Below are 22585 nucleotides of genomic sequence, written 5' to 3'. Positions count from 1 at the left end.
ACCTCCCTCCGGCGCAGTCCGCCCGAACCGGACCGTGTTACGCGATCCGTGCGGCGATCTGCGCGTCGAGGTCGCGCATCGCGGCGGAGGTCTGCGTGAGGAAGCCCTGGATCTCGGTGAGCTTCTCGATGACGGTGTTCGCACCGACCGTGTACTGGTGGTAGGCGTCGGTGAACCGCACCGAGGCCTGATCGGTCACGAAGCCCGATGAGACGAGACCGTCGATGCGGCCCTGCATCGCCTGGAGCTTCTGCGTGATCTCGTCGCGACCGACGCCGAGCTGCGTCGCGGCCTGTTCGATCTCGTCGTACGAGACTCTGATGTTCGACATGGGAGGCGCCTTTCGTCGTGCACGACCGCGATGACGGCGGCCGTTCTTCCGTGATATTGCGACGAGGCTAACCGCGGCTCCCCGGGGCGGGGCAAGCGGCGATCCCTGATTGTGAGTAACTCGCGGCATAAACCCGCAAATGCCGTGTTGTGGAGGAAGAATAAGCACCTCCTGTGAGGCGCCGCCGACCCGGCACCGCCCGCACCGCGCACACAGCAGCGCCCCGCCCGATTCGCAAAGGCGAACGGGGCGGGGCGCGATCGGCGCGTAGTCGGGAGGGCCTAGGCGAAGAGCGCGGCGACCTCGCTCAGCGCGACGCGATCCTTGGTACCCGCGGCGCGGTCCCAGACCTCGCCGAAGCCCTCGGCCGCATCGCGGCCCACGACGACGACGCGGGGCACGCCGAGCAGCTCGGCATCGCCGAACTTCACGCCGGGCGATACCTTCGGGCGGTCGTCGAAGAGCACGTCGACACCGGCGGCCGAGAGCTCGGCGACGAGCGACTCCGCCTGCTGGTGCACGGCCGGATCCTTGCCCGTGGCCACCACGTGCACGTCGAACGGCGCGATCTCGCGCGGCCATACGAGACCGCGGTCGTCGTGGTTGAGCTCGGCGAGCGCCGCCATGATGCGGGTCACGCCGATGCCGTACGAGCCCATCGTGACGGTGACGAGCTTGCCGTTCTCGTCGAGCACCTTCAGCCCGAGCGCCTCGGCGTACTTGCGGCCGAGCTGGAAGACGTGCCCGATCTCCATGCCGCGCGCGAGCGTCACGGGGCCCGAGCCGTCGGGTGCCGGGTCGCCCTCGCGCACGCTCGCGACGTCGACGACGCCGTCGGCCGTGAAATCGCGACCGGCGACGAGGTAGGCGACGTGCTTCTCGGCCTGGTTCGCGCCGGTGACCCAGGAGGTACCGGTCACGACGCGCGGATCGAGCAGGTAGCGCACGCCGGTCGATCCCTCGAGCCCGAGCACCTGCGCGCCGTCGAGCGCGGGGCCGATGTAGCCCGGCACGAGACCCGGGTGCTGCTTCAGATCGTCGGCGGTGGCGGGCTCGACCTCGCAGTTCGGGAAGGCGACCTCGACCCGCTTCATGTCGACATCGCGATCGCCCGGGATGCCGATGACGACGATCTCGCGCACGCCCTCGAGATCGGTGACGGCGAGCACGACGTTCTTGAGCGTGTCGGCGGCGCCCCACTCGCGGCCGTCCTCGCGCGGCAGCACCGCGTTCGTGTGCGCGACCAGCGTCTCGATGGTGGGGGTGTTCGGCGAGTCGTAGACGAGCGCCGAGCGCTGGCCCTCGACCGGCAGCGCCTCGGGCGCCTGTGCCTGATAGGCCTCGACGTTCGCGGCGTATCCGCCGGCCGAACGCACGAAGGTGTCCTCGCCGATGTCGATCGGCAGCAGGAACTCCTCGGAGCGCGAGCCGCCCATGGCGCCCGCGTCGGCCGAGACGATGACGTACTCGACGCCGAGGCGCGTGAAGATGCGCTCGTAGGCGTCGCGCTGCTTCTGGTAGGCCTCGTTCAGCCCTTCATCGGTCACGTCGAACGAGTACGCATCCTTCATCGTGAACTCGCGGCCGCGCAGCAGGCCGGCGCGGGGCCGCGCCTCATCGCGGTACTTGTCCTGGATCTGGTACAGGCTCAGCGGCAGGTCCTTGTACGACGACACGATGTCCTTCACCATCAGAGTGAAGGCCTCCTCGTGCGTCGGCGCGAGGAGGTAGTCGGCGCCGTGGCGATCCTGCAGGCGGAACAGGGCATCGCCGTACTCCTCCCACCGCCCCGTGTCCTCGTAGGGCTCGCGCGGCAGCAGGGCCGGGAAGTGCACCTCATGGGCGCCGGCTGCGGCCATCTCCTCGCGGATGATGTTCTCGATACGGCCCTTCACCCGCAGACCGAGCGGCATCCAGCCGAAGACGCCCGGGGCCTGGCGCCTGATGTATCCCGCGCGCACCAGCAGCTTGTGGCTGGTCACCTCCGCGTCTGCGGGGTCCTCGCGGAGCGTCTTCAGAAAGTAGGAACTGAGCCGGGTAATCACCCGTCTATCGTAGCGCCGCCGAACGAGCGCTGCGCCGCGCGCCGGCGCGGAACAGCGCGCCCGTCGTTCGGCCCTCACCCGTATTTCGGATGGAAGCGGCGGTTTCGGTCCGAAATACGGGTGAGAGCCGAAGTTCGGGCGAAGCGCACGGACACGCAGACCCCGTGCGCCCGCAGGCACGAATACGCTGGGAGGATGAGGATGCTGCGCTGGGCCGTGCCGATCGCGGTGCTCGCGGTCGCGGCGCTGCTGCGCTTCTGGGCGCTCGGCCGGCCCGGCACCCTCGTATTCGACGAGCTCTACTACGTGCGCGATGCGATCAGCCAGCTCGCCCACGGCTTCCCGACCGTCTGGCCCGATGACGAACCGGGCATGGCCGCGGGCCGGGCGCTCGCCTTCACCGATGACCCGTCGTACGCGGTGCATCCGCCGCTCGGCAAGTGGCTGATCGGCCTCGGCATCCTCGTCTTCGGCCCCGACACGGGGTGGGGGTGGCGCAGCGCCTCCGCGCTCGCGGGCGTCGCGACGGTCGGCCTGACGATGCGCCTCGGCTATCTGCTCACCCGCAGCCTGCCGATCGCCTGGCTCGCCGGCCTGCTGCTCGCGCTCGACGGCGTGCACGTGACGCTCAGCCGCGTCGGTCTGCTCGACGGGTTCCTCACGTGCTTCGTCGTGCTCGGAGCGGTGCTCGTGTGGCGCGACCACGAGCAGGTGCGGGGCGCGGGGCGGAGCGCGCGGCGCGGCGACGGTACGAGCACGAGCACGAGCACGAGCACGAGCGAGGGTACGGGCACGGGTACGTGTACGAGCACGGGCAGGGGCACGGGCGGGGCAATCCCTGTCATCGTGTGGCGCCCGTGGCTGCTCGCCGCGGGCCTCGCCTTCGGAGCGGCTGCGGCCGTGAAGTGGTCGGGGCTCTACCCGCTCGCGTGCTTCCTGGTGCTCATCACGGTGCGCGATGCGGTGGTGCGCATCCGGCAGCGGTCGCCCCGCCCGGTCGGCCGCGCCGCACTCCAGGCTGCAGTCGCGGCCGTCACCGCCCTGCCCGCCGCTGCGGCGGTCTACCTCGCGAGCTGGGCCGGGTGGATCGTGCGCCCCGGCGGCTGGGGGCGCGACGCGGGCGCGAACTGGTTCGACTCGCTCGTGCAGTACCACGCCGAGATGCTCGCCTGGCACGGCACGCTGAGCGCTCCGCACCCCTACCAGGCGCATCCGCTCAGCTGGCCGCTCGCGCTGAGACCGACGGCGATGTACGAGGTCGATTGGGGCGCGGCCGAGGGCTGCCCGTGGTCGGCATGCGTGTCAGGGATCACCCCGCTGCCGAACCCGCTCATCACCTGGGCGGGAGTCGCCGCCCTCATCGCGCTCGTGGCGCTCGTCGTGCATGCCTGGCGGCACGGGCCCGCGCGCCCCCGCCCGGTCGACCCGCTCGTCATGGCCGGGTCGTTCGTGGTCGTCGGCTACCTCTCGGGCTGGCTGCCCTGGGTGCTCACGTTCTCGCGATCGGCGGTGTTCCAGTTCTACGCGGTCGTCATGACTCCGTTCGCGGCCCTCGCACTCGCCCTGGTGCTCGGGCTGCTCTGCGGCTTCTCGGTGCGGGGCGGTCCCACGGCACGGAGCGGCCCTGCCGGGCGGGGCGGTGGCCCGGGCGGGGCCGCGCTCTCTTCAGGGATCGGCGATCCCTCCCCCGAAGCCCTGCGCAGCCGGCGCCTCTCGGTCGCCTGCTTCGTCATCGTCGCGGGCCTCGTCGCGCTGCTCTTCTTCCCGATCTGGTCGGGCATGCCGATCGCGGAGTGGTTCTGGCGGGCCCACATGTGGTTGCCCGGATGGAGCTGAGCGGCAATCATCTGCGCGGGTGCCCGATCTGATGCAGAATGACGCGCTGATTCTGCACCAAATCGCGCACCCGAGCCTCCGGAATCAGAGCAGGCGGCGCGAGAGCGCCCAGGCGGTCAGCTCGTGCCGGTTCGACAGCTGCAGCTTGCGCAGCACATTCGACACGTGCGTCTCGATCGTCTTCACCGAAAGGAAGAGCTCGGCGGCGACCTCTTTGTACGCGTAGCCGCGGGCGATCATGCGCATGACCTCCTGCTCGCGGGCCGAGAGCCGGTCGAGCTCGTCGTCGGTCGCCGCGGTCTCGCCGCCGCCGGTGCCGAAGGCGTCGAGCACGAAGCCCGCGAGCTTCGGCGAGAACACGGCATCGCCGCCGTGCACGCGCACGACCGCCGCGGTCACCTCGGCGCCAGAAGACGTCTTGGTCAGGTAGCCCCGCGCTCCCCCGCGGATCACGCTCACGACGTCGTCGGCCGCGTCGGAGACGCTGAGCGCGAGAAACCTCGGCGCGCCCGCCACGGCACGGCCGAGCCGCTGCAGCACCTCGACCCCGCCGCCGCCCGCGCCGCCGGGCAGGTGCACGTCGAGCAGCACGACATCGGGGGCGGTCTGCGAGATCACGGCGACGGCCTCGTCGACGTCGGCAGCCTCGCCGACCACTGCGAGCTCGGGCCCGAGCTCGGCGCGCAGCCCGGTGCGGAAGATCTGGTGGTCGTCGACGATGACGACCCGGATGCGGTCGGCCGTAGCATCTGCCGTCGTGACTGCCGTCGCGTCGGGTGCTGGGTGGGGTACGGCATCGGCTGCTGCGTCGCTCATGCGTTCCTCTCGGTATCGGTCGGGCCGGCGCCCGCAGGTTCTGGGCCGGCGGGTTCGGAGTCGACGGATCCGGAGCCGACTGGTCCGGGATCATGCGGGACGCCGGTCCTCGGGACTTCAGGGGCACCCGGGGTATCCGGAGCACCCGGGGTATCCGGGGCATCCGAGGCACCCGGGGTATCCGGGGCACCCGCGAGCGGCATCGCCAGGCGCACCGATGTGCCCGTACCGCCCGGCCCCGGCACGAAGCGCGCAGTGCCGCCCGCGCGCTCCATTCGGCCGATGATCGATTCGCGCACGCCCATGCGCCCCTCGGGCAGCCGGTCGAGGTCGATGCCCGGCCCGCGGTCGGTGATGTCGATCGACACTCGCTCCCGCCCTGCCTCGACGTAGACGGTCACCTCCCCGCCGGCATGCCGCGCCGCATTGAGCATGGCCTCGCGCGCCGCGGCCACGATCGGCGCCGGCGCTGTGGTTCCGGCCCCCAGACCGACGCCGACGACCTCGAACCTGACGCCGTGCTCCGCTTCGAGCAGCGCAGCGTGCGTGCGCAGCTCGCTGCCGACCGCCTCGGGCTCGGGCGCTCCGCCGTCTGCGGTGCGGAACAGCCATTCGCGCAGCTCGCGCTCCTGCCCCCGCGCGATGCGCGCCACTTCGCTGCCCGGCTCGGAGCGCTGCTGGATCAGCGCGAGCGTCTGCAGCACCGAATCGTGCAGATGCGCGGCGATGTCCGAGCGCTCGGCCTCCCGAGCACGCGCGGCCCGTTCGGCGAGCAGCTCGCGGTTGAGCCGCAGCAACCACGGGGCGAGGGCGAGGGCGACGCCGGCGAGCACCGCGAGCGCGGCCGCGATCACCGTCCAGGTGCTCGGCTGCCGCGACGTCACGAAGAACATGAGCACGCCGACTGCGACGAGCGCGAGCGCCCCGAGCACGCGCGGCAGGGCGTGCCGATCCGGGCGATCCCTGTCGGCGATCTGCCACCAGGCGAGCCCGACCCCCACGAGCACCGCGAGCGCGGGCAGCATGAACTCGAGATTGATGCGCACGCCCAGCCGATCGAGCACGAGCCCCGCGCCGGCGATGAGCAGGCACGCCCCGAGCAGCAGCTCGGCGATGGGCCAGCGGCCCCGTGGGCGCGACCGTTCCGCTGCGGGCCGCGCCTCGGTCGCGGCGCCCAGGGCGCTCGGGGCGTTCGAGGCGTTCGAGGCGTTCGAGGCAGGCGCCGTAGGGGCTGATGTCTGAGAAGCCGACGCCGGAGCCATCGGCGCCGCCGAAGCCGCTGAAGCCGCCGGAGCCGCCGGAGCCGCCGGAGCCATCGAACCCGGCCCCGGTGCCGCAGTGCCCTGATTCGCCACCGGAGTCGGAACCTCTGAGCTCCGAACCGTCTGAGCCGCAGACCAGGCCCGCGTCGGCTCATCCGCGGGCCGCATCAGGGCACGCCGCATCGGCACGACGCCCTCGGTCTCGCCTTCATTCGGCACCAACGCCCAGAGCCAGACGTAGAGCAGACCGCCGAACCCGCCCGCGACCGCGAGCACCAGCATGCCGATGCGCACCGAACCCACCGGAAGACCGAGGTGCCGCGCGAGCCCCGCGCACACTCCTGCGACGAGGCGGTCGTCGCGCAGGCGGTGCAGCGGTGGTCGTTCCATGAGACTATCCAAGCACCTCCGCTCTCATCGGGGCATGCCCCGGGGCGAGGCTCAGGGGCGAATCAGGGGGATCCCCGATGGCCCGCCCGTCGGCGAAGCGCCAGACTCGAAGTATGCACACGACACCACCAGCAGGAGGCCCCGCCGACCCGCACGGCGCCGGCCCGCACGGACCACACGGCACCGGACCCCACGGCACCGGACCTCACGGAACCGGGCCCCACGGAACCGGACCCCACGGCACCGGCCCGCACCGCCCTTCGAACGGCGGGTTCTTCGCCTGGCTGCGCGGCCTCGGCATCATCCGCGGCCAGGAGCACTGGTTCGCGGGCGTCGCCGGCGGCATCGCCGCGAAGGCCGGCATCGACCCGCTCATCGTGCGCGGCGCGTTCGTCGTGCTCGCGCTGCTCGGCGGGCCGGGGCTGCTGCTCTACCTCGCGGGCTGGCTGCTGCTCCCCGACGACACCGGCCGAATCCATGCGGAGGACATCGTCCGGGGGCGAGCATCGGCCGGGGTACTGACGGGGGCGATCGTACTCGTCGGCGTCGTCGTATTCCCGGCGTTCCTCGGCATGGTCTTCGGCGCCGGCATCACCCCGTCGCTCAGCATCTGGGGCTGGGGCGTGTGGGACATGCTCGGGTTTCCCCACTGGCTGCGCGTCACGATCGCGTGGTGCTTCTGGCTGACGGTGCTCGTCGCCGCGGGTTTCTGGGTGCACAGCGTGCTGCTGCAGCGCGGCAGGGATCTCGGATCGCAGCGCGCCTCCGCGCCTTCCGCGTCGTCCGAGCCGTCGTCCCCCGCGTCGTCGTCTTCCGCACCGTCGTCTTTCGCACCGTCGTCCCCCGCGTCGAGCGCACCTCCACAGCCCGGCGCTGAATCGGCGCCCGCGGGCGGTGCGACGTTCTCCGCAGGTACCGACCCCACTCAGACCACGACGGCTCACGCCTCGAGCGCCGGGGCCGCATACGCGGAGCCGGCCCCGGGCACCGGCACGAGTGCCGGTTTCAGCGCGGGCACGGACGCGGGGCCGAACGCAAGGGCGAGTTCGAGTTCGCGTCCGGGTTCGCACCCCGAGGATTGGGCGCGCGATATCGGCGAGCGCACCGAGCAGTGGGGCCGCGACCTCGGCGAGCGCGCGAACCGCTGGGGCGCCGATGTCGGCAAGCAGGCCGACGAGTGGACCGCCCGCTACTCCGAGCACCACGACGCGCATAAGCTCGGCGCGGGGCACGTCGTGATCTCGTTGGCCTGCGCGCTGCTCGCGGGCGGGGCCGCGGCCCTGCAGGTCTCATCGCTCGATACCGCGGCGTTCGAGGGGAAGATCGGCACGGGCGGCCCGCCGGCGCTCGTGGCCGGCATCACTGCGGCGCTCGCGGTGCTCGCGATCTCCCTCATCGTCGCCGGCGTGCGCGGGCGGCACACCGGCTGGATCGGCTTTCTCTCGTTCTGCGGCGTCGTCGGCCTCTTCGCGACGGTCGCTTTGCCGGTCGGGTCGACGTTCCAGCCCTTCGGCACCGTCGCGATCGACGGGCAGCGGGCGACCGGCACCGTGGTAGTCGCCGGTACGACGCAGGTCGATCTGAGCGATCTCGATCTCCGCACCGATGCCTCCGACATCGTCGTCTGGCAGCTCGCAGGGCGCTCGGACATCGTGCTGCCCGAGAACGCCGCGGCGCAGATCGAGGTGCGCGTGCTCGCGGGCCGCGTGGGCAGCGAGGAGGCGGGGCGCGGCGAGGACTCCGGGTACGAGGCCGGCGTACTGCTGCGGCGGTCGATCACGGTCGATCCTCAGACCTCCGCGAACCGCGACGATTCGCGGGGCAGCACCGACCAGTCGGCCGACGCGACCAAACCGGCCGAGGCCAACGCGCCGGCACAGGTCTCGATCTATCTGCTCGGCGGCGACGTCACCTTCTCCGCTACGGAGTCGAGTTCGTCTGCCGCAGCGAAGCAGCTGAGCACGGTGGGGGCCGCGAGCGCGGCCGCACCGAACGTTGAACAGGAGCACACGCGATGAGCGACCACAGCGGCCCGGCGAACGATCGCACGGGATCCGAGAGCACCGGGTTCGAGAGCACCGGGTTCGAGAGCACGGAGCACGACCGCACCGGGCCCGCACCGTTCGAGCCTGAACGCTCCGTACCCGAGCAGCTCGACCCCGAGCAGCTCGAACCCGCACGGTTCGGGCCTGCACCGACCGGTCCTCCGCAGACCGGGCCCGCGTACGAAGGCGCAGCGCCTGCTGGCGATCAGGCTGCGCCGGCGACCGCGCACGTTCCGCCGGGACCGCAGGTCAGCGCATCGGCGACACCGGTAACCGATCGCGTCGTCAAGCCGGGCCCGCGCACCGGCCCCATCGTCTGGGGAGCGCTGGTGCTCGCTTTCTGCGGCTACGTCGCGCAGCGCGTCTTCGGTTCGGGAGCCTCCGACACCGGTTGGTGGGTCGCCGCGACCATCGTCGGCCTCGGAGCGCTGCTGCTCGTCGTCGGCATCGTCGTCGTGATCCGCGGGGCGCGCTCGACCCGCCGCTGACTCGCCGCACGGCTCGCGCTTTCGAACTCTGCAGCACTCTCCGCCGGCCACACAAAGGAGCAGTGCGACTTCGTTCGGAGATGAGCGCTCGTTCGGACCGATTCGCCTCGAAACGTCCGAACGAGCGCTCAGATCCGAGGGAGCTCACGGCTCGAGGATCAACGACCGCCGACTACGCCTCGACGCGCGGGATCTCGCGGGTCTGCGTCGAGATCCAGTGCAGCGGAACCTCGATGACGACGCGGGTGCCGCCGCGCTCGTCGGGGCCCCACGAGATCGACCCGCCGAGCTCGCCCTCGACGAGGGTGCGCACGATCTGCGTGCCGAGACCGTCGCCGACGGTGCCGCCGGGCAGGCCGGTGCCGGTGTCGATGACCTCGACGATGAGCCGTTCGGGGTTGCGGTCGGCGCGGGTGACGACTTCGCCCTCGCTGCCGGCGAGGCCGTGCTCGACGGCGTTCGTGACGATCTCGGTGAGCGCGAGCGCGAGCGGGGTCGCGTACTCCGAGGGCAGCTTGCCGAACTCGCCTTCCTTGCGCGGGTGCACGGTCGTGTTGTGCAGGCTGGCGACCTCGGCGGCGAGGCCGAGCACGCGGGCGAAGACCTCGTCGAAGTCGACGATCTGCGACAGGCCGGTCGCGAGCGTGTCGTGCACGACGGCGATCGCGGCGACGCGGCGCATGGCCTGGCCGAGCACCTGCTTCGCCTCCTCGCTGCGGGCGCGGCGGGCCTGCACGCGCAGCAGCGACGCCACGGTCTGCAGGTTGTTCTTCACGCGGTGGTGGATCTCGCGGATCGTCGCATCCTTCGTCACGAGCTCCTGCGCCTGCTGGCGCAGCTCCGTGACGTCGCGGGTGAGCACGATGCCGCCGACGCGGGCGCCGTCGCGGACGACCGGGATCGACCGCAGCGTGATCGTGTGCCGGCGCACGTCGAACTCGGCGCGCTTGGCGACCTTGCCCTGCGCGATGAGCGGTAGCGACTCGTTCGTGTCGAACTGGCCCTTGACGACCTCGGCGACGACGTCGGCGAAGTTCTCGCCTTCGATCTCATCGCGGTAGCCGATGCTCGCGAAGGTCGACTGCGTGTTCGGGCTCACGAACTCGGCGGTGCCGTCGAGGTTGAGCCTGACGAGGCCGTCGGCGGCGCGGGGCGACCCCTGCTCGCCGCCGCGGGTGTTGCCCTTCGGCGGGAAGAGGCCCTGCTCCATCATGTCGAAGAGGTCGTCGGCGACTTCGTGGAAGGCGGCGCCGATGCGCGAGGCGTTCTGCGAGTCGACGACGCTCGAGTGCACGGTGGCGACGGCGAAGGGGCCGTGCAGTTCGCCGTGCTCGTCGCGACGGCTCACCGCGTGCGCCGTGAGACGCATCGGGTTCTCCTCGTACCAGGCGGGCGACGTCGAAATGGCGGGCCGACCGGTCTCCATCGCCTCGTCGACGAGGCTGCGCCAATCCGAGCGCAGGAAGTCGCCGATGACCTCGCGGTAGAAGAGGGTCACGGAGCCCGCCGGGCGGCTGTGCGCGACGGCCAGGTATTCACCGTCTTCGGTGGGCACCCAGAGCACGACGTCGCTGAGCGACAGGTCGGCGATGAGCGACCAGTCGAGGGTGAGGCGTTCGAGCCACTCGATCTCCTCTTCTTCGAGGGCCGAGTACTTCGTCGCAAATTCTCGCAGTGTGGTCACGGGTTCTACCTTAGATCGGCGTCGGGCTGTTTACGGTATGCGGTGCCTTCGGCGCGGCCGGGCGCGGCATCGTCGCCGTCGCCGTCGGGGTCGTCGCTCGGGGGTACGCGGCAGAGGTGCTCGGTGATCGCGGCGCAGACGACGAGCGCTGCGCCGGCCGCGAGGGTGAGCACCATGGGCAGCCACATCTCGACGGGGGCGGGCACGGTGCGGCCGATGAGCGAGAGCGCGAAGCCGCCGCCGAGGCCGCCGAGCAGGGCGCCGACGAGCTGGCCGGCGCGGGCCGCCGCCAGCAGACGCACCGCGTGGAACGGATTCACGGCCCCCGGGCGCTTCGCGATGGTGCGGCGCAGGCGCACCCCGAAGCAGACGAGCACGGCCGAGATGAGCGCGAGCGTCACCGGCAGCGAGATCGGCGGTACGAACGGCGCGGCCCCGCGGCCCGAGAGCGCGAACTCCACGACGAGGCCGACAGCGGCCCCCATCGCGGCAGCGGCCGCCGTCACCTGCGGGTTCATCCGGTCGATCCTGCGCATCGTCAGCTCTGCGCTCCGCCGCCCGCGGCATCGGTTCCGGTGGCACCTGTACCGGGGGCAGGCGCACCGGGGGTGTTCGCACCGGTGTCCTCGCCAGGGATCGCCGCCAGCGGCGTCGTACCGTCGCCGATGCGCGCGAGCAGGTCGGCGACCCGGCCGTGGCCGGGCAGCACCGCGTTCGGGTCGAGGTCGAGCCAGGGCGAGAGCACGAAATCGCGTTCGTGGGCGCGGGGGTGCGGCACCGAGAGGCGTTCGTCGGCGATGACGCGACCTCCGTAGAGGATCAGGTCGATGTCGATGGTGCGCGCCCCCCAGCGCACGTCTCGCACGCGGCCGAACTCGTGCTCGATGCGCTGCATCTCGTCGAGCAGGCGGTGCGGTTCGAGGGTCGTGCGGGCGGCCGCGACGCCGTTGAGGTAGCGCGGTGCGTCGGGGTCGGGGCCGTCGAGCGTGACGGCGATCGACTCGCGCAGCGGCGATGCGACGAAGCCGGTGATGCCCGGCGTCTCGGCGAGCGCCTGCTGCGCCGCGATGATGGTCTCGCCGCGGTCGCCGAGATTGGCGCCGAAGGCGAAGAGCACCGGCACGATCTGCGCGATCACCGCGCCTCCTCGGCCCGGCGCACGACGGTGACGGAGACGTCGGCGAAGACGGCGTCGATCGGCGCCTCGGGCTTGTGCACCGTGATCTCGGTCTCGATGACGCCCGGGAAGCGGAGCGCGGTCGCGGCGACGCGTTCGGCGACGGTCTCGATGAGGTCGACGGGGTCGCGGCTCACGTCGGCGACGATCGCTTCGGCGAGTTCGCCGTAGTGCACGGTACGGCCGAGTTCGTCGTTCGCGGCGGCGGCCTCGAGGTCGACGGTGACGGCGGCGTCGATGAGGAAGCGCTGGCCCTGCTCGCGTTCGAATTCGAACACGCCGTGGTGGGCGAATACTTCGAGACCGGTCAGGGCGATGCGGTCGCGGGTCTCGCGGCGGCCGTGACGTGCGCCGGAGGCGGTGCCGGCACCCGCAGCGGCGCCGGTCTGTGCGGCACCCGGCGCGTCGGCGCGGCGCGGCGCGCCCCAGGCCCGTTCGACGGCGAGCGCCTGCACGGTCGCCCCGACGTCGTGCACGCGCACGCCCCAGACGCCGGCGCGGGCCGCGAGCGCGCTCGCGGTGGCCGTCGCGAGGTCGCGCTCCTCGGGGGTGCCCGAGTAGCCGTGCACGTCGCGCAGCGCCTCGGCGATCATGCGCTTGCGCGAGGCGCCGATGAGCACCGGGTACCCGAGCGACGCGAGCGCCCCGATGCCGTTCAAGAGCTCCCAGCTCTGCGCGCCGGTCTTGTCGAAGCCGAGGCCGGGGTCGACGATGATGTGCGCGGGGTCGACTCCCGCGTCGATCGCTTCGCGGGCGAGGCCGGCGAGGGCGTCGCGCACCTCCGCCACGACGTCGTCGTAGTGCGAGCGCTCGTGCGCGGTGTCGGGGATGCCGCGCCAGTGACTGATGATGTAGCGGGCTCCGTGCTCGGCCGATGCCCAGGCTGCGGCGGCAAACATGCCCGGGTCGTGCAGCCCGCCCGAGACGTCGTTGATGTAGCGCGCCCCCGCGGCGACGGCGGCCTGCGCCGTTTCGGCGTGGATCGTGTCGATCGAGACGGCGATGCCCTCGTCGGCGAGCGCCCGCACGACGGGCAGCACTCGGCGCAGCTCCTCATCGCGCGGCACCGGCACGGCCCCCGGCCGGGTCGATTCGCCGCCGACGTCGATGAGGTCGGCCCCGAGCGCGACGAGGCCGCGCGCGTGCTCGAGCGCGGCCTCGGGTTCGAGGTAGGCGCCGCCGTCGCTGAACGAATCGGGCGTGATGTTCAGCACGCCCATGATCATCGGGCCGGTGCGTGCAGCCATGCGGCTTACCTTCCGTCGTCGCTATCGCGGATGCCGAGATTGCGGGGCGGCCGGCTGCTCTCGCCCGGCGCGAGCGGTGTCTGCGGATCGGCGGCCGGCTCGGCGGCCGGTTCCGGCTCCGCGGCAGGCTCCGGATCGGCGGCCGGCGGTTCGGGCAGCACGACGGCGCCCTCGAGGTTCGGCGCTTCGGGCTGCGGCGAGGGCTGCGGAGCGGGCGCCGGCGACGGGCCGCCGGGCACGACCGCGGCGCCTTCGGAATCGCCGCCCGATACTTCGACGCCCGCGGCGTTCGCGCGCTCGCCGTCGGTGCGCACGGATGCGGGCACCTCGATCGGCGGGCGGTCCGACACCGGGCGGTCGCCGCTCGAGAGCCAGATGGGGCGCTCGGGCAGCTTCTTGACGTCGCGGAAGATCTCGGCGATCTGGTTGTGGTCGAGCGTCTCCTTCTCGAGCAGCTCGCGCGCGAGGTCGTCGAGGATGTCGCGGTTCATCACGAGCACCTCGTAGGCCTCGTCGTGGGCCTGCTCGAGCAGCGCCCGCACCTCGGTGTCGATGGTGACGGCCACGCCCTCGGAGTAGTCGCGGCTCTGGCCGAAGTCGCCCATGAACGCGCCCGGCTGCGCCTGCCCGAGCTTCACCGGGCCGACGGTCGTGGTCATGCCGTACTCGGTGACCATCTTGCGGGCCGTGCCGGTCGCCTTCTCGATGTCGTTGCCCGCACCGGTGGTGGGGTCGTGGAAGACGAGCTCTTCGGCGACGCGGCCGCCGAGCGCATAGGCGAGCTGATCCTGCAGCTCGTTGCGGGTGACCGAGTACTTGTCCTCGAGCGGGATGACCATCGTGTAGCCGAGGGCGCGGCCGCGCGGCAGGATGGTGATCTTCGTGACGGGGTCGGTGTGGTTGAGTCCCGCCGCGACGAGCGCGTGGCCGCCCTCGTGGTAGGCGGTGATCAGCTTCTCGCGATCCTTCATGACGCGGGTGCGGCGCTGGGGGCCCGCGATGACGCGGTCGATCGCCTCGTCGAGGGCGCGATTGTCGATGAGCTGCGCGTTCGAGCGGGCCGTGAGCAGGGCGGCCTCGTTGAGCACGTTCGCGAGGTCGGCTCCGGAGAAGCCGGGCGTCTTGCGCGCCACGACGTCGAGGTCGACGTTCTGCGAGAGCGGCTTGCCCTTCGAGTGCACCCGGAGGATCTTGAGGCGGCCCGGCATATCGGGCGCGTCGACGCCGACCTGGCGATCGAAGCGGCCGGGGCGCAAGAGCGCCGGGTCGAGCATGTCGGGGCGGTTGGTGGCCGCGATCATGATGACATTGGTCTTCGGGTCGAAGCCGTCCATCTCGACGAGCAACTGGTTGAGCGTCTGCTCGCGCTCGTCGTGGCCGCCGCCCATGCCCTGGCCGCGGCGCTGGCCGACGGCGTCGATCTCGTCGACGAAGATGATGGCGGGAGCGTTCGCCTTGGCCTCTTTGAAGAGGTCGCGCACGCGGCTCGCGCCGACGCCGACGAACATCTCGACGAAATCGGAGCCCGAGATCGAGTAGAACGGCACGCCCGCCTCGCCGGCGACGGCGCGCGCGAGCAGCGTCTTGCCCGTGCCGGGAGGGCCGTAGAGCAGCACGCCCTTGGGGATGCGCGCGCCCACGGCCTGGAACCGAGATGCATCCTGCAGGAAGTCCTTGATCTCGTGCAGCTCTTCCACGGCCTCGTCGGCGCCCGCGACATCGGCGAAGGTGACCTGCGGCATGTCCTTCGACATGAGCTTGGCCTTGTTCTTGCCGAACTGCATGACGCCGCGCCCGCCGCCCTGCATCGACGACAGCATCCACCAGATCAGCAGGCCGATGAGCAGCATGGGCAGCAGGAAGCCGAGCAGGGACCACAGCGGGTTCGGTTGCGGCACCTTGTCGGTGTAGCCGTCTTTCAGCTTCGCGCCGTCGACCGCGGCCACCACGTCCTCGCCGCGCGGCGTGACGTAGAAGAAGTAGACGCTGTCGGTGCCGGCCTTCTTGTCGGCCTTCTCGAGCGTCATGTTGACGCGCTGGTCTCCGTCGACGATCTCGACCTGCTTCACACCGCCGTCGGCGAGCATCTCGAGGCCGCGCTCGGTCGAGATCTCGCGGGTGCTGCCGCCCGAGAGCAGCGACCACCCGATCAGCACGATGAGCGGCGCGAGCACCAGGTAGAGCAGCGGTCCGCGCAGCAGCTTGCGGCTCTTCGAGGGGCTCTTCGTCGAATTCTCTGCCAAGTCGGCGCCTTTCGAGATGGTCGTGCCAGAGGTCTCCGGCTGGTTGATAGCGTAACGAACACCGCTGGCACGAGCCTGATGCGGCGCCCGTGTACGCTCAGGGCGCAGCGGGGCGATCTCGCGGGGGCTGCTCGCCAGGGATCATGGCGCAGCGCCCGCCCCGGGCCCCGTCGCAGCCGCGACGCCGGCTGCTAGCCCTCTTCGGTGTAGACGTGCGGGGCGAGAATCGCGACGTCGCGCAGGTTGCGGTAATCCTCGGCGTAGTCGAGGCCGTAGCCGACGACGAACTCGACGGGGATGTCGAAGCCGACATAGGCGACATCGACCTCGACCTTGAGCGCCTTCGGCTTGCGCAGCATGGTGCAGATGCGCACGGAGCGCGCGCCGCGGCTCTCGAGGTTGTCCTTCAGCCACGAGAGGGTGAGGCCCGAGTCGATGATGTCCTCGACGATGAGCACGTCTCGGCCGGTGATGTCGGCGTCGAGGTCTTTCAGAATCTTCACGACGCCGCTCGATTTGGTGCCGGCGCCGTACGACGAGACCGCCATCCAGTCCATCTGGGCGTGGAAGCGCAGTTCGCGCGCCAGATCGGCCATCACCATGACAGCGCCCTTGAGCACGCCCACGAGCAGCGGCGGGTGCTCCGCGTCGTAGTCGGCCTCGATCTCACGCGCCATCTCCGCGAGTCGCGCATGCAGCTCGGCCTCGGAATGCAGCACGACGGTCAGTTCGTCACCCAGCTGTTTCGAATCCATGCGACTACTGTACTGCCGACTCGGGGTCGGCATCCCGGGGAGATCCTCGTTGTTCATCGAAGATCAGCCGGTCGCCCGAGCGCGACACGCGGATGCCGGGCACGAACACCGGGCCGCGACCCCGCGGTCCGGTGGCGAGCGCGGCGACGGCGAGCACGTGCCCGCGGTCGAGGTGCGCCCCGAAGCCGCGCATGGCGAGCAGACGAACGGCCCGGTTCCTGAGGGCGGCCGGAGCCGCGGCGAGCACCGCCGCCGGCACGGTGAGGCGCTCGGCATCGGAGCATGCCGCGAGGGCCCGCTCGGCGAGCTCTGCCGCGAGCGCGTCGAGCGCGTCGGCGTCTTCGCGGGCGAGGTCGGCCGAACGGGCCAGCCCGGCGGCTGCGCCTGCCCCCAGCTCGTCGGCGAGCACGGGCAGCACGCGGCGCCGTACGCGCACCCGCGCGAAGACGGCGTCGCGATTGTGCGGGTCGCACCACGGTGCGACGCCGAGTTCGCGGCACGCCTGCTCGGTGACCGTGCGCGTGATCTCGGGCGCCTCGCCGAGGAAGGGGCGCAGCACGACGGCGTGTCCCGCCCCTTCTGCGAGCGCCGTGCTCTCCGCGAGCGAACGCGCGTGCGGAATGCCCGCGATGCTGCGAGTACCCGAGCCCCGGGCGAGCGCGAGCAGCACCTGCTCGGCCTGATCGTCACGGGTGTGCGCGGTGAGCACTGCGGCGGCGGCCGTCTCGGCGGCGGCCGCGGTGAAGGCGGCGTACCGCGCGTCGCGCGCGGCGGCTTCGGGTCCGAGCCCGCCGCTGCCGACCGTCACACGGCGCACGAGCACGGGGGCGAGGCCCCACTCCCCCGCAGTCCGAGCCGCGCGCTCCGCGACCTCTGCCGTCTCGGGTTGCAGCCCGTGGTCGATGACGACGGCGCCGGCGCGCAGGCCGAGCTTCGGCGCCTCGGCCGCGGCGGCTGCGGCGAGCGCGAGGGAGTCGGCGCCGCCCGAGAGCGCGACGAGCACGAGGGCGCCGGGAGCGAGCGGTTCGAAAGCGGCGAGCGTCGGCGGTCCCTGCAGCCCGCGCCGCATTGCCGCATCGAGCGCACGCCGCACCGCGAGCCGGGTTTCGAGAATCGCGCGTTGCACCACGCCCCCACGCTACCGCGCCCCGTTCCGCAACCCGTGCCGCAACCCGTCGTTCGGCTCTCACCCGAATTTCGGAGCAGAATCGGCGTTTCGGTCCGAATGACGGGTGAGAGCCGAACGACGGGTGAGGGCTCGGGGCGTCGGGTACCCTGGAACCCGCAATGCATCATCGGCCCGGCGAGGGCCGCCCAACCGAGAGAGCAGGATCATGGCCGCAGCATTCGACGCCGTCATCGAAATCCCGAAGGGGAGCCGCAACAAGTACGAGGTCGACCACGAGACCGGTCGCGTCTACCTCGACCGCGTGCTCTACACGGGCTTCGTCTACCCCACCGACTACGGCTTCTTCGAGGAGACCCTGGGCGAGGACGGCGACCCGCTCGACGTGCTCGTGCTGCTCGACTACCCGGTGTTCCCCGGCGTCGGCATCAAGGTGCGCCCTGTCGGCGTGCTGAAGATGAGCGACGAGGCCGGCGGCGACGACAAGGTCATCGCGGTGCAGCACAAGGATCCGCGCTGGTCGCACATCCAGGACGTCGCCGACATCCCGGAGTACACCCGCAAGGAGATCGAGCACTTCTTCGAGCACTACAAGGATCTGGAGCCCGGCAAGTGGGTCAAGGTCGACGCGTGGGGTTCGGCCGCCGATGCCGAGCAGCTGATCGTCGAAGCTCAGGAGCGCTTGCAGACCGAAGGCCACTGAGCCGCCAGCACTGCTCATCAGCGCTGAGAAGCTGGCAATGTGCAGCTGGCAATGAGTAGCTGACGCCGAGCAGCGACGAGGGGCGCAGGGATCGATGATCCCTGCGCCCCTCGGTCGTTCTGCGGCGTACCCGCCTGACTAGAAGGCGATGTACCAGGCCGGGTCGACGAAGCCGTACCAGCCGTTGTCCTGGTTCGGGCGCATCTCGAAGTGGAGGTGGCAGCCGGTGCTCGCGCCGGTCGTGCCGACGTAGCCGACGATCTGCCCGGCGTACACATACTGGCCCGGAGAGACGCTCGCCCACTGCACCATGTGCGCGTAGCGGGTCTGCCAGCCGTTCGGGTGGTTGATGGTCACCATGTTGCCGCCGGCGCCGTACTCGAAGTAGGTGAGCCCGACGGTGCCTTCGGCTGCGGCGTAGATCGGCGTCCAGCACGCTGTCGCGAGATCGATGCCCGTGTGGTTGCGGGGGTAGAGGCCGAAACCCTCGGAGACGTAGTAGCCGGTCGTCGGGATGACCCAGCCGTTGCTGACGCCACCGCCACCGCCGCCACCGCCGCCACCGCCGCTCGGGGGCGGAGGCGTCCAGCCACCGCCACCGCCACCGCTATTGGCAGCGTCTTCTGCGGCCTTGCGTGCGGCTTCCTCCGCGGCCTTGCGTGCGGCTTCCTCTGCCGCCTTGCGCTGCTCCTCCTCGATGCGCAGGCGCTCCTGGTACCCGGCGACGGTCTTCGTCGTCGTGTCCTTCAGCGCCTCGAGCTTGATCTCGAGGTCGGCCTGCTGCTGCTCCTGCGCCTGCACGAGGGCGCCCTGGGTGCTCACTGCCTCGGCTGCCGCCTGCTCCTTGGCCTCTTTGTCCTGGCGCAGCACCTCGCGCTCCTCGGCCGCGGCCTGCGCCTGCTTGCCGAGCGACTCGGCGGTGTTCTTCGCCTGCTCGGCGGCCTCCGAGATCGTCGTGTTGCGCTCGGTCGCCTTCGACATCGATGCGAGGCGGTCGAGCAGCGCGTCGGCCGTCTCGCCCTCGGTCTCGAGGAAGAGCTCGGCGCTGCGGTCGATGCCGCCCGAGCGGTACATCTGCGCGACGATCGCTGCGGCCTGCTCGGCGGCGACGTCGGCCTCCTCGCGGCTCTTCGCCGCCTGCTCCTCGAGGGTCTTCGCCTTGTCTGCGGCGGCCGCGAGCGCGGCCTCGGCCGCCTGCAGCTCCTGGATGGTCGACGAGTGCAGGTTGCGCAGGCGGTCGAGCTCGACCGCGCCGTCGGCAATGAGCTTCTCGATCTCCTTCACCTTCGCGGCGGCGGCGGCCTCATTGCCCTTCGCCTGCTCGACCTCTTCCCACGTGGGCAGATCGAGGGCGTGCGCCGGGGGCGCCGCGATCTGACCTCCGAGCAGCAGCAGACCCGCGATCAGGGTCGCGCCGACCGTACCGAGCACGCTTCTGCGTCTGTCGATCCGACGGTCGCTCATAGATATCCCCTTATCCCACCGCTTGCAGGTTCTCGAACACGGTAGCACCGTCCGGGCTCCAGAGCACTGAAAGATGCGGTGCTGCGCCCGGATCAGCGAGCTTTCCGCGCTCTTCTGTGCTGCAGACATGGAGAAGCTCTGCGCGCCGATTCCGAACCCTGCGCGGCCGGAGGGCGCCGGCCGGCGACGACCTGCTCGCCGCTACCGGCGCCGCGAACCGAGCACGACCCCGGCACTCGCGACGACGACGAGCAGCATCGCGAGCAGCTGCAGCGGCAGCAGCCGCTGATGCAGCACGACGAGGCCGGCGAGCGCCGCCATGACGGGGCCGAGGCTCGACAGCACTCCGAAGACGCGCGACGACATCCGCTTCAGCGCGATGAAGTCGAGGGCGTACGGAATCACCGAGGTCATCACCGCGAGCAGCAGGAACGCGAGAAGCAGCGCCGGGTCGAGCGCGACGGCCGAGACCGCATCGGCCGCGCCGAACGGCACCACGAAGAGCGCGGCCGCGACGGTGGCCATGACGAGGCCGTCGACGCCGCGCACGCGGGCGCCGAGCTTCGCCGAGCTCAGAATGTACATCGCCCAGAACGCGGCGGCCGTCGCGGCGAACGCGACACCGGCCGCGGTCAGCGTGTCGCCCCCGTCGAGGCCGAGCAGCACCACGCCGAGCACCGCGAGCAGCACCCAGGCCGCGTCGAGAACGCGCCGGATGCCGATGGCCGCCACCGCGAGCGGCCCCATCAGTTCGATCGTGACCGCGACGCCGAGCGGAATCTGCTGGATGGCGAGATAGATGAAGACGTTCATGCCGCCGAGGCCGAGGCCGAGCAGCAGCACCCCGAGCCAGGTGCGGCGATCCCACCCGCGAATGCGCGGGCGCACGAAGGCCAGCAGGATCACGGCCGCGAAGCCGAGCCGGCAGGCAGCCGCGCCGAGCGGCCCGACCGACGCGAAGAGCGACCCGACGATCGCGTTGCCGAACTGCACGCTGCAGATGCCGACGAAGGCGAGCAGGCTCGCGGGCACGCGCTGCAGAGGCGCGGAAGAGTGGGGCACGGAAGAGGATTCTACCCGTGCAACGAAACGAGCCGCCGCCGGGGTCGATCAGAGATCAGCCCCGGGCGGCGGCTCGAGTACAGCAGGCCTTAGAGTGCGCGAATGTTCGCAGCCTGGGGGCCCTTGGGGCCTTCCTCGGTGTCGAACTCGACGCGCTGGTTCTCTTCGAGGCTGCGGTAGCCGGAACCGGAGATCGCGCTGAAGTGCGCGAACACATCACGGGACCCATCATCGGGAGAGATGAAGCCGAAGCCCTTCTCGGAGTTGAACCATTTGACGGTGCCAGTTGCCATAGCGCCTTTCCTTACAGTGTCGTGGACCACGGGAGCAGTCCGGATGACCGCGCCGGCGATGCCGTCGCGGAGTTCATGGCACCGGTGATCCGGTGCGGTGCGGGTTCCGCACGGCCGAGCGTCGAGGTCGAGGAGCCCCGAGAGTCTTGCGTGGAGAAGATGAGAAGTCGATCCGATCGGAACAGCAGCCGAAGCCTGGGGTGAATATTCAAGATGGAGTGCTCGGTCGCCCCTCGGCTCCGGGCATATTGCGGAGGCGGGTGCGGGTGCTGCACTCGAGGCTTCAGTGCTTCGATTTCAAGACTACACGGATGCGGGAGATTTGCACCCCCTCTAACGCGGATTGCCCGGGCACGGGCGAGGCCCCGCCCCGGCGGTCGCCGGAGCGGGGCCTCGCTGCGAGCGACTACTCGCCGAACTTCACCGTGATCGGCTCGAAGCCCGTACCCTTCGTGTCGAAGCCGTCGGCTTCGAGCTCGGAGAGCGCTTTCTCGATGTACTCGTTCGTCCAGGCCGTATCGGCCGGTTTCTTCGTGATCGGGGTCACGCCCTGCTCGTTCTTCGCGATCAGCGCGTTCTCGACCGTCGCATCCCAGGCGGCCTGATCGATCATGCCGAAGCCGCTATCGGCGGGCCAGACGAGCTTGTTGCTCTCGTTGGTCATCCACAGCTCGTGCACCGGGTCCCAGCCCGAGCCCGCATCGATCGTGAACTCCGAAGCCTGCTCGGGGTCCTCGGCCGAGGCCGCCCAGCCCTTCGCGACGGCCTTGAGCAGCTTCACCGCGGTGTCGGCGTACTCGGGCTCGTCGGCGAGGCGCTTCGTGTCGGCCCAGATCGCATCCTGCAGCATCGCGCCGCCGGTGTCGGCGTACGAGATCACGTGGAAGTCCTCCGGCTGGTAGAGCTCGCCGGTCTCGGGGTTCGTGGCCTCGAGCAGCTGCGCGTACTCGTTGTACGTCATCGCCTGGGCGGCGTCGATGTCGCCTTCGAGGAAGGCGTTCATGTCGAACGACTGCGTGATGATGTCGACCGTCGTCGAGTCGAGGCCCTCCTGCGCCATGGCGGCGAAGATCTCCCACTCGTTGCCGAAGCCCCACGAACCGATGCGCTTGCCCTCGAAGTCGGCGACCGACTTGATGTCGCTGTCGGCCCAGGCGACCTGGAGGGTGCCCGAGCGCTGGAAGACCTGGGCGATGTTCGTCAGCTCGGCGTCCGAGGACTCGAGCGTCTGCAGCACCTTCGGCACCCAGGCGATGGCGAAATCGACCTGGCCGGTCGCGAGCGCATCCTGCGGCACGATGTCGCCGCCCGACGGGATGATCTCGACGTCGAGACCCTCCTCTTCGAAGTAGCCGAGCTCTTGCGCCGCGAAGTATCCGGCGAACTGGCCCTGCGGCAGCCACTGGAGCTGCAGGCTGACCGGGGTCAGCTCTCCGCCCCCGTCGCCGCCCGAGTCACCGCTGCCACCGCCGCCGCCGGAGCAGGCGGCGAGCGCGGCGATGGCCGCACCGGCGATGCCGATCTGCGTCCACCGCTTCAGCTTCGATGTGGCCGACGTCTTTGTAAGCCTCATGTTCATTACCTTTCTATTGCCCTGCTGGGAGATTCACTGCGTGAT

The 22585-nt window shown here is 71.0% G+C and carries 19 protein-coding genes; 4 read left to right on the top strand and 15 right to left on the bottom strand.

The window, feature by feature from the left end; all coding sequences use genetic code 11:
* Positions 1–37: 37 nt before the first annotated feature.
* On the bottom strand, positions 38–331 hold the full coding sequence (locus tag ACUYTF_RS07750; protein WP_434144338.1) for a WXG100 family type VII secretion target: 294 nt from the start codon (positions 329–331) through the stop codon (positions 38–40).
* 281 nt (positions 332–612) lie between these two features.
* Positions 613–2376, bottom strand: a complete 1764-nt coding sequence (locus tag ACUYTF_RS07745; RefSeq protein WP_434144339.1) for a proline--tRNA ligase — start codon at positions 2374–2376, stop codon at positions 613–615.
* Positions 2377–2571: 195 nt separating this feature from the next.
* Between ACUYTF_RS07745 and ACUYTF_RS07740 the strand changes: the two genes are divergently transcribed.
* On the top strand, positions 2572–4212 hold the full coding sequence (locus ACUYTF_RS07740; protein ID WP_449279569.1) for a phospholipid carrier-dependent glycosyltransferase: 1641 nt from the start codon (positions 2572–2574) through the stop codon (positions 4210–4212).
* Positions 4213–4296: 84 nt separating this feature from the next.
* Here ACUYTF_RS07740 and ACUYTF_RS07735 read toward each other — a convergent pair whose 3' ends face one another.
* A complete protein-coding gene (locus ACUYTF_RS07735; RefSeq protein ID WP_434144343.1) occupies positions 4297–5028 on the bottom strand; it encodes a LuxR C-terminal-related transcriptional regulator in 732 nt (243 codons plus the stop codon).
* Complete coding sequence (locus tag ACUYTF_RS07730; RefSeq protein ID WP_449279568.1) at positions 5025–6680, bottom strand: ATP-binding protein; 1656 nt, start codon at positions 6678–6680, stop codon at positions 5025–5027. The genes ACUYTF_RS07735 and ACUYTF_RS07730 overlap by 4 nt, the downstream gene beginning before the upstream one ends.
* Before the next feature lie 113 nt (positions 6681–6793).
* Between ACUYTF_RS07730 and ACUYTF_RS07725 the strand changes: the two genes are divergently transcribed.
* Both ACUYTF_RS07725 and ACUYTF_RS07720 read left to right on the top strand, forming a co-directional pair.
* On the top strand, positions 6794–8698 hold the full coding sequence (locus ACUYTF_RS07725) for a PspC domain-containing protein (protein ID WP_449279567.1): 1905 nt from the start codon (positions 6794–6796) through the stop codon (positions 8696–8698).
* Positions 8695–9213 (top strand): hypothetical protein, encoded by a 519-nt coding sequence (locus ACUYTF_RS07720; protein WP_434144349.1) that lies wholly within the window; start codon positions 8695–8697, stop codon positions 9211–9213. Before ACUYTF_RS07725 ends, ACUYTF_RS07720 begins: the two co-directional genes overlap by 4 nt.
* A gap of 172 nt (positions 9214–9385) precedes the next feature.
* Here ACUYTF_RS07720 and ACUYTF_RS07715 read toward each other — a convergent pair whose 3' ends face one another.
* The 7 genes from ACUYTF_RS07715 to tilS all read right to left on the bottom strand — a co-directional run bounded on the left by ACUYTF_RS07715 (position 9386) and on the right by tilS (position 17388).
* A complete protein-coding gene (locus ACUYTF_RS07715) occupies positions 9386–10897 on the bottom strand; it encodes a histidine kinase N-terminal domain-containing protein (RefSeq protein ID WP_434144351.1) in 1512 nt (503 codons plus the stop codon).
* Positions 10898–10902: 5 nt separating this feature from the next.
* Positions 10903–11415, bottom strand: coding sequence for a DUF3180 family protein (locus ACUYTF_RS07710; RefSeq protein WP_434144352.1), 513 nt, complete (start codon positions 11413–11415; stop codon positions 10903–10905).
* A 20-nt stretch (positions 11416–11435) separates the two neighbouring features.
* Entirely contained in the window at positions 11436–12035 is a 600-nt protein-coding gene (gene folK / locus ACUYTF_RS07705; RefSeq protein ID WP_434144354.1) for a 2-amino-4-hydroxy-6-hydroxymethyldihydropteridine diphosphokinase, read from the bottom strand.
* Complete coding sequence (gene folP / locus ACUYTF_RS07700) at positions 12032–13321, bottom strand: dihydropteroate synthase (RefSeq protein ID WP_434144356.1); 1290 nt, start codon at positions 13319–13321, stop codon at positions 12032–12034. The genes folK and folP overlap by 4 nt, the downstream gene beginning before the upstream one ends.
* Positions 13322–13326: 5 nt before the next feature.
* Positions 13327–15564 (bottom strand): ATP-dependent zinc metalloprotease FtsH, encoded by a 2238-nt coding sequence (gene ftsH / locus ACUYTF_RS07695; RefSeq protein ID WP_434144358.1) that lies wholly within the window; start codon positions 15562–15564, stop codon positions 13327–13329.
* Between the two features lie 191 nt (positions 15565–15755).
* Positions 15756–16319: a hypoxanthine phosphoribosyltransferase gene (gene hpt / locus ACUYTF_RS07690; protein ID WP_434144360.1), complete on the bottom strand. Its 564-nt coding sequence runs from the start codon at positions 16317–16319 to the stop codon at positions 15756–15758.
* A gap of 4 nt (positions 16320–16323) precedes the next feature.
* Positions 16324–17388, bottom strand: coding sequence for a tRNA lysidine(34) synthetase TilS (gene tilS, locus ACUYTF_RS07685; protein ID WP_434144363.1), 1065 nt, complete (start codon positions 17386–17388; stop codon positions 16324–16326).
* A 265-nt stretch (positions 17389–17653) separates the two neighbouring features.
* Here tilS and ppa point away from each other — a divergent pair, with 265 nt between their 5' ends.
* Entirely contained in the window at positions 17654–18148 is a 495-nt protein-coding gene (gene ppa / locus ACUYTF_RS07680; RefSeq protein WP_434144362.1) for an inorganic diphosphatase, read from the top strand.
* 138 nt (positions 18149–18286) lie between these two features.
* On the opposite strand, the gene ACUYTF_RS07675 is transcribed toward ppa, so the two are convergent.
* The 4 genes from ACUYTF_RS07675 to ACUYTF_RS07660 all read right to left on the bottom strand — a co-directional run bounded on the left by ACUYTF_RS07675 (position 18287) and on the right by ACUYTF_RS07660 (position 22540).
* A complete protein-coding gene (locus tag ACUYTF_RS07675) occupies positions 18287–19612 on the bottom strand; it encodes a peptidoglycan DD-metalloendopeptidase family protein (RefSeq protein ID WP_434144481.1) in 1326 nt (441 codons plus the stop codon).
* Positions 19613–19813: 201 nt separating this feature from the next.
* Positions 19814–20674: an EamA family transporter gene (locus ACUYTF_RS07670; protein ID WP_434144483.1), complete on the bottom strand. Its 861-nt coding sequence runs from the start codon at positions 20672–20674 to the stop codon at positions 19814–19816.
* 89 nt (positions 20675–20763) lie between these two features.
* Positions 20764–20967: a transcription antiterminator/RNA stability regulator CspE gene (cspE, locus tag ACUYTF_RS07665; protein WP_434144485.1), complete on the bottom strand. Its 204-nt coding sequence runs from the start codon at positions 20965–20967 to the stop codon at positions 20764–20766.
* A gap of 406 nt (positions 20968–21373) precedes the next feature.
* Entirely contained in the window at positions 21374–22540 is a 1167-nt protein-coding gene (locus ACUYTF_RS07660) for an ABC transporter substrate-binding protein (RefSeq protein WP_434144487.1), read from the bottom strand.
* Positions 22541–22585: the final 45 nt, after the last annotated feature.

Source organism: Leucobacter sp. GX0328, from assembly GCF_053567315.1.
Note: the sequence above shows the minus strand (reverse complement) of the source record. Positions and strands in the feature narration are given on the sequence as shown.